The organism is Rhodanobacter sp. G2-10 (genome assembly GCF_055809185.1).
Genome location: NZ_CM147900.1, coordinates 67,145 through 82,134, shown reverse-complemented (window position 1 = coordinate 82,134; position 14,990 = coordinate 67,145). Strand labels below are relative to the sequence as shown.

The 14,990-nt window shown below is 67.7% G+C and carries 14 protein-coding genes; 10 read left to right on the top strand and 4 right to left on the bottom strand.

Going from position 1 to position 14,990, the window contains the following annotated elements:
• Positions 1 to 22 precede the first annotated feature (22 nt).
• Both AC0L58_RS00395 and AC0L58_RS00390 read left to right on the top strand, forming a co-directional pair.
• The gene (locus AC0L58_RS00395) at positions 23 to 805 is read left to right on the top strand and encodes a creatininase family protein (RefSeq protein ID WP_473685566.1); all 783 of its coding nucleotides are present in this window, start codon (positions 23 to 25) and stop codon (positions 803 to 805) included.
• A 154-nt stretch (positions 806 to 959) separates the two neighbouring features.
• The gene (locus tag AC0L58_RS00390; RefSeq protein WP_473685564.1) at positions 960 to 2,033 is read left to right on the top strand and encodes a YVTN family beta-propeller repeat protein; all 1,074 of its coding nucleotides are present in this window, start codon (positions 960 to 962) and stop codon (positions 2,031 to 2,033) included.
• 21 nt (positions 2,034 to 2,054) lie between these two features.
• Here the strand turns inward: AC0L58_RS00390 and AC0L58_RS00385 are convergent, their stop codons facing one another.
• The 4 genes from AC0L58_RS00385 to AC0L58_RS00370 form a co-directional block, all read right to left on the bottom strand.
• Entirely contained in the window at positions 2,055 to 2,585 is a 531-nt protein-coding gene (locus tag AC0L58_RS00385) for a peroxiredoxin family protein (protein WP_473685562.1), read from the bottom strand.
• Positions 2,582 to 3,637 carry a transporter gene (locus AC0L58_RS00380; protein ID WP_473685560.1) on the bottom strand — a complete coding sequence of 352 codons (1,056 nt, stop codon included), beginning with the start codon at positions 3,635 to 3,637 and terminating at the stop codon, positions 2,582 to 2,584. Before AC0L58_RS00380 ends, AC0L58_RS00385 begins: the two co-directional genes overlap by 4 nt.
• Before the next feature lie 123 nt (positions 3,638 to 3,760).
• Positions 3,761 to 5,053 carry a cytochrome c gene (locus tag AC0L58_RS00375; protein WP_473685558.1) on the bottom strand — a complete coding sequence of 431 codons (1,293 nt, stop codon included), beginning with the start codon at positions 5,051 to 5,053 and terminating at the stop codon, positions 3,761 to 3,763.
• Complete coding sequence (locus AC0L58_RS00370) at positions 5,050 to 5,808, bottom strand: c-type cytochrome (protein WP_473685556.1); 759 nt, start codon at positions 5,806 to 5,808, stop codon at positions 5,050 to 5,052. Before AC0L58_RS00370 ends, AC0L58_RS00375 begins: the two co-directional genes overlap by 4 nt.
• Positions 5,809 to 6,200: 392 nt before the next feature.
• On the opposite strand from AC0L58_RS00370, the gene AC0L58_RS00365 reads away from it, so the two are divergent.
• From AC0L58_RS00365 to leuD, 8 genes are all read left to right on the top strand, one after another.
• The gene (locus AC0L58_RS00365; protein WP_473685554.1) at positions 6,201 to 7,352 is read left to right on the top strand and encodes a homoserine dehydrogenase family protein; all 1,152 of its coding nucleotides are present in this window, start codon (positions 6,201 to 6,203) and stop codon (positions 7,350 to 7,352) included.
• Positions 7,349 to 8,344, top strand: coding sequence for a homoserine kinase (locus tag AC0L58_RS00360; protein ID WP_473685552.1), 996 nt, complete (start codon positions 7,349 to 7,351; stop codon positions 8,342 to 8,344). The genes AC0L58_RS00365 and AC0L58_RS00360 overlap by 4 nt, the downstream gene beginning before the upstream one ends.
• Before the next feature lie 97 nt (positions 8,345 to 8,441).
• Positions 8,442 to 9,764 carry a threonine synthase gene (gene thrC, locus AC0L58_RS00355; protein ID WP_473685550.1) on the top strand — a complete coding sequence of 441 codons (1,323 nt, stop codon included), beginning with the start codon at positions 8,442 to 8,444 and terminating at the stop codon, positions 9,762 to 9,764.
• A 221-nt stretch (positions 9,765 to 9,985) separates the two neighbouring features.
• The gene (locus AC0L58_RS00350; RefSeq protein ID WP_473685548.1) at positions 9,986 to 10,123 is read left to right on the top strand and encodes a hypothetical protein; all 138 of its coding nucleotides are present in this window, start codon (positions 9,986 to 9,988) and stop codon (positions 10,121 to 10,123) included.
• A gap of 110 nt (positions 10,124 to 10,233) precedes the next feature.
• Positions 10,234 to 11,829, top strand: coding sequence for a 2-isopropylmalate synthase (locus tag AC0L58_RS00345; protein ID WP_473685546.1), 1,596 nt, complete (start codon positions 10,234 to 10,236; stop codon positions 11,827 to 11,829).
• A gap of 16 nt (positions 11,830 to 11,845) precedes the next feature.
• The gene (locus AC0L58_RS00340; protein ID WP_473685544.1) at positions 11,846 to 12,823 is read left to right on the top strand and encodes a branched-chain amino acid transaminase; all 978 of its coding nucleotides are present in this window, start codon (positions 11,846 to 11,848) and stop codon (positions 12,821 to 12,823) included.
• Positions 12,820 to 14,235 carry a 3-isopropylmalate dehydratase large subunit gene (leuC, locus tag AC0L58_RS00335; protein ID WP_473685542.1) on the top strand — a complete coding sequence of 472 codons (1,416 nt, stop codon included), beginning with the start codon at positions 12,820 to 12,822 and terminating at the stop codon, positions 14,233 to 14,235. The genes AC0L58_RS00340 and leuC overlap by 4 nt, the downstream gene beginning before the upstream one ends.
• 122 nt (positions 14,236 to 14,357) lie before the next feature.
• Entirely contained in the window at positions 14,358 to 14,942 is a 585-nt protein-coding gene (gene leuD / locus AC0L58_RS00330; RefSeq protein ID WP_473685540.1) for a 3-isopropylmalate dehydratase small subunit, read from the top strand.
• Positions 14,943 to 14,990 lie beyond the last annotated feature (48 nt).

Sequence of the window (14,990 nt, the reverse complement as noted above, 5' to 3'; positions counted from 1 at the left end):
CTTTCGCCGCACCATCGGCCTCGTGCTCCTGCTTGCGCTGGCACAAATCGCCTGCGCGCACCCGCCGCGCACAGTTCAGCTGCAGGACCTGACCTGGACCGAACTGCGCGACCGCATCCAGGCTGGTGCCACCACCATCATCATTCCCATCGGCGGCACCGAGCAGAGCGGCCCCGCCATCGCGCTGGGCAAACACAATGCGCGGGCGGCATGGCTCTCGCAGAAAGTTGCGGAACAGCTGGGCAATGCGCTGGTGGCGCCGGTCGTCGCCTATGTGCCCGAAGGCAGCTACGCGCCACCGCGCGGCCATATGCGTTTCGCGGGGACGATCACGGTGCCGGATGCCGCATTCGAGCAGGTGCTGGAATCGGCGGCCAACAGTTTCGCGGTGCATGGCTTCAGGAACATCGTGCTGCTGGGCGACCATGGCGGCTACCAGCAGGACCTGCAGCGCGTGGTGGCGCACCTGAACAGGCAATGGGCCGGTTCGGGCATCCGGGCGTTGGCGCCGCCGGAATACTACGCGGCGAGCTCCAGCGGCTTCGACAGGATCTTGCGCCGGCACGGCTTCCGCGCAGACGAGATCGGCACCCATGCCGGACTGGCCGATACCTCGCTTCAGCTGGCAGTCGCGCCACAGATGGTGCGAGTGGATAAACTGCACGACGGCAGCAAGCCTGGCGCCGCCATGGGTGTCTATGGCGGCGACGCACGGCGCTCGACGGCCGCACTGGGCCAGTTGGGCGTCGACCTGATCGTTGCCAGGACGGTCGAGGCGATCAGGAAGGCCACGGCCGGACACTGAGCGCGACCCACCTTCACGCTGAAATTTGCCAAACCTTTTTGCGAGGACACTCACCATCAACACGCAACTGTTTCGCCACGGACGACACTTCGCCTGCACGGCGGTCTTGCTCTGGGCTGCCGGCATCGCCGCGCCGGTTGTCGCCGGATCAGCGGTGCACACGGTGCCCGGCATGCCGCCGGTGACCGACGCCGCCAACCTGTACGGCGACGCCGGCGCCAACATGTTCAGCCCTGCCGTGGCCGGCGCACTGGCACGGGTCTACGTGCCCAATGTGCGTTCCAATCGCGTGTCGGTGATCGACCCGACCACCTTCAAGGTGGTGGACACGTTCAAGGTCGGTCGCAGTCCGCAGCACATCGTGCCGTCGTACGATCTGCGCACGCTGTGGGTGACCAACAATGCCGAGGACCGCGACGACGGCAGCCTTACCCCGATCGACCCGATCAGCGGCAAACCCGGTCAGGCCGTGCCGGTCGACGACCCGTACAACATGTACTTCACCCCGGACGGCAGGGATGCCATCGTGGTGGCCGAGGAGCATGCGCGGCTGGACTTCCGCGACGCCCACTCGATGGCGTTGAAATTCAGCCTGCCAGTGCCCGGCTGCAAGGGCATCAATCACGCCGACTTCTCGATCGACGGCCGCTACGCGATCTTCACCTGCGAGTTCGGAGGCAAGCTGGCCAAGATCGACATGGTCAACCACCAGGTACTGGGCTACCTGACGTTGAAACGCCGAGGCATGCCGCAGGACATCCGCGTCTCGCCCGACGGCAAGGTGTTCTACGTGGCCGACATGATGGCCGATGGCGTCTATCTGATCGATGGCGACGACTTCACCAGGATCGGCTTCATCCACACCGGCATCGGCACCCACGGCCTGTATCCGAGCCGTGACGGCACCCGACTGTACGTGGCCAATCGCGGTTCGCACAGCATCCACGGCGCGTGCCATGGCAAGGGCAGTGTCTCGGTGATCGACTTCGCCACGCGCAAGGTCGTCGCCACCTGGCCGATTCCGCACGGCGGCAGCCCGGACATGGGCAACGTCAGCGCCGACGGCAGCATGCTGTGGTTGTCGGGGCGTTTCGACGACGTCGTTTATGCCATCGACACCCATACCGGCAAGGTCCGCACCATCAAGGTGGGGATGGAGCCGCACGGGCTGACCGTATGGCCACAACCGGGACGCTATTCGCTCGGGCACACCGGGATCATGCGCTGACCGGCACGCCGCAAGGTCGACTCAGTCGGTTTTGCCGAGCAGCGGGGTGACGATCCGCTGCAGCCGTTCAGACGTCCATACCGGATCGTGATCCTTCCAGCCGTTGTCGAGCAGCCGGCCGTCGCGACCGATCAGGAAGCTCACGGGAAGATGCCAGATGCGGCCATAGCCCGGCACGTGCGGGTCGCCCAGCAAGCCCACCGGGAAACTCAGCGTATCTGCGATGGCGCGTACCTCGGCGAGCTGGTCGGGCGTATCGAGGCTGAAACCGAGCACGACCAGGCCTTGCGACTTGTGTTCGCTCGCGTAACGGGAGAGCAGCGGCAGCTCCTCGCGGCACGGCTCGCACCAGGTGGCCCAGAACGTGACGATCACCACCTTGCCGCGCAGGTCGGTGGTGGCGATCTTCTTGCCCTCCAGGGTGGTCAGGGTGATGGGCGGTGCCGGTTGGCCGACGACGAGGTGGTTGGCCTGGGCGGGAACCGCGATCGCCAGCAACGCGAGCATCGCGCATGCGATGCCGAAGCGTCCGAGGAGGGTATGCGTATTCACAGCGCCACGCTGATGCCGAGCGTACCGGTCCAGTGCGGGAGCAGCTGATAGCCGTCCAGACGGCTGTACACCGGCACCTGCACGAACGCATAGGCCTGCACACCGCTGGCCAGGGTCGCACTGATGCCCGGACTCAGGTAGGCGATGGTGCCAGCCGTGTCGGGCGTGTCGGCCAAGGCACCCTGGTCGGCGCTCTTGTGCAGCAGGTTGAGCTGCAGTTGCGGCACCCAGTTCGCATGCGCCTCGTAGCGCAGGCCCAGGCTGGCGCTGGCGAGATTGCCGGGGCGGAAGTCGGCGCCTGCGCTGTGCAGCCGCTGCGATACCGCGGCCTGGAACTGGCCATTCACGAAGGCATCGAAGTTCTGGCTCACCGGCTGGTAGTAGTAGGCACCCACGATCAGGTCGGTACTGCCGGTGCCGGCCTGCAGGCTGGTGTCCAGCGCCTCGCCCCGCGCCGGGCCGGAGCGGAAGTAGGTCGGCTGACCCACCACCTTGCCGTCCTCGGTCTCGCCGCCGTAGTGACCGGTCGGCAGCTTCAGGCCGAACTGCACGCCGAGGTTGTGCACGGGCAGGAAGCCCTGGTAGCTGGCCAGCAGCTTCACGTCGCCCAGCCCGGAGACACGCGTGCCACTGATCTGGTCGGGCGCGGTTTGCGCCGGCGCATACGGCTGGTCCTGATCGCCGTAGGTGGTGTGGCTGCGCAGCACGTAAGGCAGCAGCAGATTGAAGCCCCAGTCGGCGTTGAGCCGGTAGGCCAGGCTGAGATTGGTGTAGCGGTTGATCGTGCGCTTCTCGATCTCGCCGCCGCCGGCAGCCGGGTCGGATGGCTGATCCACCACCTGTTGCGGCGTGGCCTTGCCGGTGCCGTTGCGCAGCTGATCCTGGTCGATGAAGGTGTAATCGAGGTTCAGACGCCAGCCCGACTGGGTGGTGTAGCCAGTCGCCGCATCCGTGCTCAGGGTACAACCGCAAGTGGCGCAGGCTTGCGCCGCCAACGGCAGGCAGCCCAGGCCGAGTGCCGCCGACGCCACGATCCAGAATTTGCCGCCCATCCGTCTGCTTCCTCTTGCCTGCGAAAAATCCAGCTTGCGCCCAACCCGGGACCCTAGTCCAGACATCGCCGTGCGGCGTATCGTCGCCGTGACGCACCGCCCTGCCCGCGTGGTGGCGAGCGCTCAATCGACCGGCGTGTGCCGATAGGTGCTCACCTTGTCCGGTTGCACCGCGCCGGCCTGGTTCGACCAAGACTGGCGGATGTAGTTGACCAGCGCCGCGATGTCGTCGTCATTCAACTGCTGCGCGAACGGCGGCATCGAGTAGGGCGTCGGGTTGCCGGCCGTGGCGGGGGCGAAGCCACCGAGCAGCACGCTGCGGATCGCGTTGATGCCGGTGGGTTCGGTGACCGAGGTATTGCCGTTGAGCGGCGGATAGACACCGGCCACGCCGTTGCCATCCATGCCGTGGCAGTCGGCGCAGTGCTTCGCGTAGAGCTTGCCGCCCTGCTCGATGTTGGCGGCGCGCTTGAACGGCGCATTCGACTTGGCGGGCGCCCGTGGCGGCAGGGATTGCAGATAAGTCGCCACGGCCTGCAGATCGGCATCGGTCATGTGCTGGGTGCTCAGTCGCACCACGTCGGCCATCGGCCCGAAGGCACTGCCCTTGGCCGACTGCCCGGTTTTCAGCAGGTCGACGATGTCCTGCGCACGCCAACCTTCGAGGCCGCCACCTTCCTGCGTACTGAGATCGGGCGCGTACCAGTGCAGCGCCGGGATCTGGCCACCGGTGAGATGGTTGTCCTTCTTGATGCCGCCCAGCGAATCACGCTCGGTGTGGCACTCGTTGCAGTGGCCCAGCCCCTGCACCAGGTAGGCGCCGCGGTTCCACTCGGCGGATTTCGCCGGATCGGGCTTGAACACGCCCGGCGTGAAGTACAGCGCGCGCCACGCCAGCAGGCTGCTGCGCACGTTGTAGGGAAACGCGAGGCCCGATGGAAGATCGGGCCGGTTCACCGGCGGCAGCGACTTCAGATAGGCAAAGATCGCCAGCGCGTCCTCGCGCGTGACCCTGGTGAACGAGGTGTAGGAGAACACCGGGTACAGCAGCTCTCCCTGGCGGCCCCTGCCCTCGTGCAGTGCGCGCCAGAAGTCGTCGAAGCTCCACTGGCCGATGCCGGTGGCCGGATCGGGCGTGATGTTCGGCGCCGGCACGTCACCGAACGGCGTGGCCAGCGAACGTCCGCCGGCATAGGCCTGACCGCCGCGGGCCGTGTGGCAGGCGGCGCAATCGCCGACCGTGGCCAGATACTCGCCGCGCTTGATGACCGCGGGATCGTTCAGCGCGGCGGCATCGGCAACATGCTGCGCTGGCGACGAAGGCTGCAGCGCGCTGCGACCGAGATACCACCAGGCCAGGCCGCCGATCAGCACGATCAGCACCAGCAGAGCCGCTCCACGTCGCAGCCACTTCATGGAGTCACCCCGCTCTGACCCATCACGCACCAACCGGGCAACGGCGTGGTCTGTGCCGAGGCGGGTTCCGGGTGCATGTCGGCCGGCGGCTTCTGGCTGGCCAGATACGCGGACACAGCGGTGATGTCGGATTCACGCATGCGGTTGGCCACCACGCCCATGCAATAAGGCCCCTCCGCCGCGCGGGTGTGGTTGCGCCACGACGCCAGCTGGGCGCTGAGGTAGCCGTACGACAGGCCGACCAGGCCGGGCATCATCGGCTCCACGCCAGTGAGTTTTTCACCATGGCAACTGACGCACGAGGGCACGGCGCGACCGGGATCGCCATGCAACACCAGTTGCTCGCCGCGTCGCATCGTTTCGGCAGGAACCTTCGGTACGGGCCACTGCCGGTAGGGCAGGTCCTGGCGGGAGAAGTAGTCGGCAATCTGGCGCAGGTAGGCCGGGCTCAGCTGGCGCACCACGTACTCCATCGGCGCATGCCGGCGCTGACCGGTCTGGAAGTACTCCAGTTGCTGCAGCAAGTAGCCGGCGGGCTTGCCGGCCAGACGCGGCACCAGCACATTGTCGGGCGAGCCCTCGCCGTGCGCGCCGTGGCAGCTGGCGCATGCCATCACGCGTTGTTGCATGGTGTCAGGCACCGATGGTGCCGGGTCGTTCTGTGGCGTGGCGGCGGGCGCCGCACCGCAAAGGCAAAGCGCGAGCAGCACGACGATCGCGCGGGGGAATCTGCGCCGTGGTGCGGAGGTGGTCATCCGCCCATTGTAGGACCACGCAAGCCTCGCTTCGGGGGCGATGGCGTGGACGCGACAACATGCCACGGGCAGGGGCTGCAGCGCGGGCGCGAAAAAAGTTGCAGATGTATCTGTTGACTGCAGCGCAGCAATCCCCGTAAGGTCGAAACCATGTCGCCACTTTCCGCACCAGCTCGCATGCACTTCGCACCGGTTTGCACCGGTCGCATGCGCTCGTGCATCGGCGTCATCGTCACCACGATTACCACCATTACCACCGGTACCGGTACCACGGGTCCCGGGCGGAATGTCGTGCGTAGATAGGTTTCCAAACGCAACGGCCCGCCCTCGACGAGGCGGGCCGGCACACACCGACACGCCAACGAGAACGGGCCTCCACCGGAGAGGCTGTCGTGATCACCTGTGCACCCGAGCAAGTCCAGCGTTCCCCATCGCCACCGCGGCTGCGGCACGTCACCGCCAGCACCCGGCGGCGCGTGCTTGCAGTGGGCGTGATCGGCCCCGGCCGGGTCGGTAGCGCGCTGCTGGAGCAACTGCGCGCGGCGCAGCCACGACTGGCCCGCGACAGCGGACTGGAACTGAAACTGTGCGGCGTGGTGGCCAGCAAGCGCATGTGGCTGGATTGCGACGATGCCGAGCTCAACGGTCGCCATGGCGGCGCGCAGGTATGGCGGCCGAACGATCTCGATGCCTTCGCCGAGCACGTGCGCGGCATGGACGGCCGGCATGCCCTGCTGATCGACTGCAGCGCCAACGACGAGGTCGCCTCGCATTATCCGGGCTGGCTGGCGGCGGGCATCCACGTGGTGACGCCGAACAAGCTCGCCGGCAGTGGCGCGCTGTCGCGCTGGCAGGCCATCCGCAAGGCCTGCGCCAGCGGCGCGCGCTTCCGCTACGAAGCCACCGTCTGCGCCGGCCTGCCGGTGGTGCAGACCCTGCGCGACCTGCTCGACACGGGCGACGAACTGCTCGCGGTGGAGGGCATGTTTTCCGGGACCCTGGCGTGGCTGTGCAATCGTCACGACGGCGCGCATGCGTTCTCGGCGCTGGTACGCGAGGCGCACGCGCTGGGCTATACCGAACCCGATCCGCGCGACGACCTGTCCGGCCTCGACGTGGCGCGCAAGCTGGTGATCCTGGCGCGCGAAGCAGGCTGGCCGCTGTCACTGGAGGACGTCGACCTGCAGGGCCTGGTGCCCGAAGCGCTGGTCGCGCTGCCACGCGAGGAGTTCATGGAACGGCTGGACGAGCTGGATGCGCCGATGGCGGCCCGCCTCGCCGAGGCGCGCGCCCAGAACGGCGTGCTGCGCCATGTCGCCCATCTCGACCGCCACGGCCGCGCCAGCGTAAGGCTGGTCGTGCTGCCGGCCACGCATGCGTTCGCCCATTCGCGACTGACCGACAACGTGGTGCAGTTCAGCACCCGTCGCTACTGCGATAATCCCCTGCTGGTGCAGGGCCCGGGTGCCGGGCCGGAAGTCACCGCAGCCGGCGTGTTTGCCGACCTGCTGCGCATCGCCGAGTCGCTGGCGGTGCACGCATGACCATCTCGTTGCCGGAATCACCCATGTCATCTGCCCACTCCACGGACTCCCGCGTCGCCCACGCCTTCGCTCCGGCCAGCGTCGGCAATGTCGGTGTCGGCTTCGACCTGCTCGGCCACAGCATCGCCGGCACCGGCGACGGTGCCGAGGTGCGCCGCATCGACGAGCCGGTCGTGCGCATCGCGGCGATCCGCGGCTGCGTCGACGCGCTGCCGCTCGATCCGCTGCGCAACACCGCGGGCACGTCACTGCTGGCCTTGCGCCATGCGCTGGACCTGCCGTTCGGTTTCGAGCTGGTGCTGCACAAGGGCATCGCGCTGGGTTCCGGCATGGGCGGGTCGGCGGCCTCGTGCGTGGCGGCACTGGTCGCCGCCAATGCGCTGCTGGACCAACCGCTGGCGCGCGAAGCGCTGTATCCGTTTGCGCTCGACGGGGAGACCGTCGCCAGCGGCAGTCGCCACGGTGACAACCTCGGCTCGATGTTGCTGGGCGGGCTGGTACTGGCCACGCATGACCGGCTGCTGCGCGTGCCGGTACCCGCCGCCTGGCATTGCGCCCTGGTCCATCCGCACGTGGTGCTGGAAACGCGCAAGGCGCGCGCCGCGCTGGCCGGCCACTACGCCCTGGGCGAGTTCGTCGCGCAAAGCAGCAACCTGGCGCTGGTGCTCGCCGGCTGTTACCAGGGCGATGCAAGCCTGGTGCGCGCAGGCCTCGCGGATGTACTGGTCGAACCGCGCCGCGCGCCGCTGATCCCGAACTTCGCGCAGGTGAAGCAGGCCGCGCTGGATCACCGGGCGATGGGCGCCAGCATCTCCGGTGCCGGACCCAGCGTGTTCGGCTGGTACGAAAACCGCGCCGACGCGGAGGCCGCCGGCGCCGCGATGCGTAGCGCATTCGCCGACGCCGGATTGGACAGCGACGTGTGGGTATCACCGATCAACGGACCGGCGGCCAGCCTGGTCGATTCACTCGACCCGGAGACCAAAGCATGACCGTCGCCCTTGTAGGAGCGCACCCTGTGCGCGAGCTCTTTCGCAGGCTGACCAAGAGCATCGCGCACAGGGTGCGCTCCTACAATTCGAGGCAGCCATGAGCGTACCGGCCCGTTACCACAGCACCCGCGGCCAGGCCCAGGCCGTGCCGATCAGCCAGGCGATCGCCGCGGGGCTGGCACCGGACGGCGGCCTGTATGTCCCCGAAGCGCTGCCGTCCATCGCGCCGGATGCCTTCGATCCGCGCGGCTCGCTGGCGGACACTGCCGCCACCTTGCTGATGCCGTTCTTCGCCGGCGACCCGCTGGCCGACGACTTGCCGGCGATCTGTGCCGAGGCATTCACCTTCGACGCGCCACTGCGTGGCTTGCCCGCCCATCCGCACACGCTGCTGCTGGAGCTGTTCCACGGCCCCACCTCGGCGTTCAAGGATTTCGGCGCACGCTTCCTCGCCGCCTGCCTGCGCCGATTGCCGCGTACCGACGCTCGCCCGCTCTTGATTCTGGTCGCCACCTCGGGCGACACCGGCGCGGCCGTGGCGGCGGCGTTCCATCGCCAGCGCGGCGTGAGGGTGGTGATCCTGTATCCGGATGGCCTCGTCTCGCCGCGGCAGGCGCACCAGCTCGGCTGCTTCGGCGACAACGTCACCGCCCTGCGCGTGGCTGGCCGCTTCGATGACTGCCAGCGCATGGTCAAGTCTGCGTTGAACGACGGCGAGCTGCAGGCCGCCGTACCCATGTCATCCGCCAACAGCATCAGCCTCGGCCGATTGCTGCCACAGATGAGCTACTACGCGCACGCGGCGCTGCGCTGGTGGCGTGAACACGACGCGCGGCTCAACTTCATCATCCCCACCGGCAACCTCGGCAACGCTATGGCCTGCCTGTGGGCGCGCGAGATGGGTCTGCCGATCGGCGAAGTGCGCCTTGCCTGCAATGCCAATGCCACCCTGCCCGACTACTTTTCCGGTGCCGACTATGCGCCGCGCGAAGCCGTCGCCACCATCGCGAACGCCATGGACGTCGGTGCCCCCAGCAACTTCGAGCGCCTGCGCTGGACCTTCCCTGACGAGACGCAGCTGCGGCAGCTGCTGCACGCCCACAGCGTCGACGACGACGCCATTCGCCAGACCATCGCCACTCACGCCCGCGAGCACGGCGAAGTAATTTGTCCGCATACCGCCACGGCCATGCATGAACTCGATCGGCTGCGCCTTGCCGGCGATGCATCGCCCTGGGCCGTCGTGGCCACCGCACACGCAGCCAAATTCGAAAGCGTGGTGGAACCATTGATCGGCCATGCGGTTCCGGTGCCGACGGCGCTTGCCGCCATGCTGCAACGACCCGCCAAGGCCGAACTCATCGCGGCGGATGACATGGCGTTGCGGGAGCGACTGGTTCTTGCGCCGATCGACGGCTGATCCTGTAGCCGCAAGACACGGGAGACGCGCGCCTGTGTGCCGTCAGCGATGCCGTGCCCGCTCTTCAGTCTGGCTGCCGCCAAACGGACTCCATCGACGAATTGGTTTCATCTGTATCCATTTGGACGGATAGCCGTCCAAATGTGATTTGCGGGGCTGATGAGCATTCGTCATGAAAATTTTTGTTGACATGCTGCATCGGCATCGTTTACGGTCGATCCATGTCGCAGCGCAACAGCCATTGCCGCACCGCCGAAATGAACCGTCTCGCGACGGTCGGCGGCCTGCTGCAGGTCGGCGGCACGCTCATTATTGCTCTCGTACTCGTACTCCTTATTACCAACGGAGGTGCGGGCTGAGGGCATGTGTCCAGGTAGATAAGAAACAAACCTGAAGACTCCCGAAGAACCCCGCACCGGCAACGGCGCGGGGTTTTTTGTTGCCCTCGGCTCGCATCACGGAGCCCGCGATGAAATCCGAATCAGACGTAGCAACTCCAGTCACCGACAGCACCAATGCTGCCGCCGAGCGCGTGCGGATCTTCGACACCACCCTGCGCGATGGTGAACAGGCCCCCGGATTCTCGATGGACCGGCGCGCCAAGCTGCGCATGGCGCGGCAGCTCGAGGCGCTCGGCGTGGATGTGCTCGAAGCGGGCTTTCCGCAGGCGTCACCGGACGATTTCGCTGCCGTGGCGGAAATCGCGGGCGCGTTGAAAAACACCACGGTGTGCGGCCTGGCCCGTTGCCAGCCTGGTGATATCGACGCCGCCGGGCGTGCCCTGGAACCGGCGCAGCACTCGCGCATCCACGTGTTCCTGTCGACCAGCCCGCTGCATCGCGAACACAAGCTGGGCATGAGCAAGGCGCAGGTGCTGGACACGGCCGTGGCGGCGGTGGAGCGTGCCCGCAAGCTGTGCCACGAAGTGGAGTTCTCAGCCGAGGATGCGCTGCGCACCGAACCCGACTTCCTGGTCGAGGTGTTCAGCGCCGCGCTGGAAGCCGGCGCCACCACGCTGAACGCGCCGGACACTGTCGGCTACACCACGCCGGTGGAAATCGCCGCGCTGTTCGAGTACCTGCGCCGGCATGTGCGCGGTGCGGAGCGGGCGATCTTCTCCAGTCACTGCCACAACGACCTGGGCATGGCGGTGGCCAACAGCCTGGCCGCGGTGAGCGCCGGGGCGCGCCAGGTCGAATGCACCATCAACGGCATTGGCGAGCGCGCCGGCAATGCGGCGCTGGAAGAGGTGGTGATGGCGTTGAAGGTGCGCGCCGCGCACTTCGGCGTCGACACCCGCCTGGACACGCGCAAGCTGTACCCCGCCTCGCGCCTGCTGACCCAGCTGACCGGCCAGGCGGTGCCGCGCAACAAGGCGATCGTGGGCGAGAACGCGTTTGCGCACGAAGCCGGCATCCACCAGCACGGCATGCTGAAGCATCGCGGCACCTACGAAATCATGCGCCCGCAGGACGTCGGCATCGCCGAGACCAGGCTGGTGCTGGGCAAGCATTCCGGCCGCGCGGCATTGAGCCAGCGGCTGCAGGCGCTGGGCCACACGCCGGATGCCGCGGCGATGGACACCATCTTCGCGCGCTTCAAGAAGCTGGCGGACAAGAAGCGCGAGATCCACGACGAGGATCTGGAAGCGATCGCGCTGGGCCAGGACCCGGATGCGGTCGGCCCGTGGCATCTGCTGCAACTCAACAGCGCCACCCACCTGGGCGGCAGCGCCTCGGCGTCGGTGAAGCTGGCCCACGACGACGGTCGCGAGGCCAGCGAGGCGGCGATCGGCGACGGCCCGGTCGACGCGGTGCTGCGCGCGATCGAGCGCGCCACCGGCAGCGACCTGGAACTCACCGATTTCCTGGTGCGCGCGGTCAGCGAAGGCGGTGACGCGCAAGGCCAGGCGCGGCTCACCGCGCGCCACGACCAGCGCGACTGGCGCGGCCATGGCGTCAGCACCGACATCGTCGAGGCCACCGCGCAGGCCGCGCTGGCCATCGTCAACCGCATTGCACGACAGACACCGGCCCCCGCGCCGGTCGCCGTCGCCCACCTGTGATCCCGAGGACTACTGCATGAGCACCGCCTACCTTTGGCACAATGGCCGCATCAAACCCTGGGCCGACGCCACCTGCCACGTCAGCACCCACGCGCTGCACTACGGCTCGTCGGTATTCGAGGGTGAGCGGGTCTATGCCACGCCGCAGGGCCCGGCCTATTTCCGCCTGGTCGACCACACCGCGCGGCTGTTCGAGTCGGCCGCGATCTACGGCATCGAGATCGGCTACAGCGAAGAGGAAATCAACGAGGCGTGCCTGGAGCTGATCCGTGCCAACCGGATGCCTTCGGCCTACGTGCGCCCGATCGTGTTCCGCGGCGCCGGCGGCCTCGGCGTGCTGCCGCAGGAGGGCGCACCGGTCGAAGTGGCGATCATGGCGCTGGAGTGGGGCGCCTACCTGGGCGAGGCGATCGACAAGGGCGCCGATGTCTGCGTGTCGTCCTGGCAGCGCCCCGCACCGAACACCATCCCCAGCTGGGCCAAGGCCGGGGGCAATTATCTGTCCAGCCAGCTGATCGCGGCCGAGGCACGTCGCGGCGGCTACGACGAAGGCGTGGCACTGGGCAGCAACGGACTGCTCAGCGAAGGCTCCGGCGAGAACCTGTTCCTGGTGAAGAAGGGCAAGTTGCTGACCCCACCAAGCAGCGCCGGCATCCTGGCCGGCATCACCCGCGACTCTGTACTGAACCTGGCCGACGACCTGGGCCTGCCGGTGGAAGAGCGCGATCTGCCACGGGAAGCCCTGTACACGGCCGATGAAGTCTTCATGACCGGCACCGCCGCCGAGATCACGCCGGTGCGTTCGGTGGACCGCAAGACGGTCGGCCATGGCACGCCCGGCCCGATCACCCGCGCGCTGCAGCAGGCGTTTTTCGGTTTGTTCGACGGACGTACCGACGATCGCCATGGCTGGCTGGAGTATGTGGACGCGGACGTCGTTGCCCCGCGGCCCGATGGCGATTGCGCGCACGCCTCCGTGGAGGCTGCCGCATGAGCGCACGCACGCTGTTCGAGAAAGTCTGGGATGCGCATGTGGTGGCTCCCGAAACCACCGACACCCCGGCGATCCTGTACGTCGATCTGCACCTGGTGCACGAAGTCACCTCACCGCAGGCGTTCAGTGAGTTGCGCGAGCGCGGGCTGAAGCTGCGTCGGCCGGATCGCATGCTGGCCACGCTGGACCACTCCACGCCGACGCTGCCGAGTCGCGCCGACGGCAGCCGCCCGTATGCCAATGCCGAGGCCCAGGCGCAGGTGACGCAGCTGGAAACGAACTGCCGCGAATTCGGCGTCGAGCTGCATGGCTGGGACAGCGCGGACCGCGGCATCGTGCACGTCATCGGCCCCGAGCTGGGCGCCACCCAGCCCGGCATGACCATCGTCTGCGGCGACAGCCACACCTCCACCCATGGCGCGTTCGGTGCACTGGCCTTCGGCATCGGCACCACCGAGGTCGGCCACGTGATGGCCACCCAATGCCTGCTGCAGCGCAAGCCGAAAACCATGGCGATCCATGTGGACGGCCAGTTGCCGCGCGGCGTCGGGGCGAAGGATCTGATCCTGCACATCATCGGCACCGTGGGCATCGATGGTGGCACCGGTCACGTGCTGGAGTATCGCGGCGCGGCGATCGCGGCGCTGTCGATGGAAGAGCGCATGACGGTCTGCAACATGTCGATCGAGGCCGGCGCCCGCGCCGGCCTGATCGCCCCGGACGACACCACCTTCGCGTGGCTGAAGGGCCGGCCCCACGCGCCACAAGGCGAAGCATGGGACGCGGCGGTCACCGCGTGGCGTGCGCTGCGCAGCGACGACGGCGCCCGCTACGACCGCGAAGTGCGCATCGATGCGCGCGCGGTCAAACCCACGGTTACCTATGGCACGCATCCGGGCATGGCGATCGCCATCAACGCGCCGGTGCCGGCGGCCACGACGGCGCAGGAAAAGCGGGCGCTGGACTACATGCGCAGCCGGACCGGCGAGGCCATGCAGGGCACGCCGGTCGACGTGGTGTTCGTCGGCAGTTGCACCAACTCGCGCCTGTCCGACCTGCGTGAGGCCGCGCGCGTGCTGCACGGCCGCCACGTCGCCGAAGGCGTGCGCATGCTGGTGGTGCCCGGTTCGGAAGCCGTGCGGCGCGATGCCGAACGCGAGGGTCTGCACCAGGTGTTTCTCGCCGCCGGTGCCGAATGGCGCGTGCCCGGCTGTTCGATGTGCATCGCGATGAACGGCGACCTGGCGCAGCCCGGTCAGTTGGTCGTGTCCACCTCCAACCGCAACTTCGAAGGCCGCCAGGGCAAGGGCGCCCGCACCGTGCTGGCCAGTCCGGCGACCGCCGCCGCCTCGGCCGTGGCCGGATGCATTGCCGATCCGCGCGAATACCTGCAGGCGGAGGTGGCGGCGTGAAGATGAGAAGTGAGGGAAGAGGAGTGAGAAGTGAGAGAGAGCGGCTTCTCCGCGTCTTTGATCCTCGCTGTTCTCTCACTCCTCACTCCTCTCCACTCACTTCTATTCAATCCGGAGCAAGCATGAAGCCTGTAACTCGCGTCACTTCCCGCACCGCCGTGCTGGCCGACGAGAACATCGACACCGATCGGATCATCCCGGCGCGCTTCCTCACCACCACCACCCGCGAGGGGCTGGGCAAGTTGTGCTTCCACGACTGGCGCTACCAGGCCGATGGCAGCGACAACCCCGCCTTCCCGCTCAACCAGCCGCAGGCACAGGGCTGCTCGATCCTGGTCGCCGGGCGCAACTTCGGCTGCGGTTCGTCGCGCGAACATGCACCCTGGGCCTTGCTCGATTACGGCATCCGCGCCGTGCTGTGCAGCGAGATCGCGGACATCTTCCGTGGCAATGCGCTGAAGAACGGCTTGCTGGCGATCCTGGTCAGCGCGGCCGAGCATCGCTGGCTGCTCGATCACCCCGGCGTGGAACTGGGCATCGACGTGCGCGGCCAGTTCATCAGCCTGCCCGACGGTGGTCGCATCGGTTTCGAGCTGGAGCCGTTCGCCCGCCACTGCCTGCTCAACGGCGTCGACCAGCTCGGCTATCTGCTGCAGCACGTCGACGCGATCGACGCGTTCGAGACGCGCTTGGGGGCAGCGGCATGAAACCTCGTGCGCAGCCCACGCCATTCCCCCGTCATTCCGGCTTTCGCC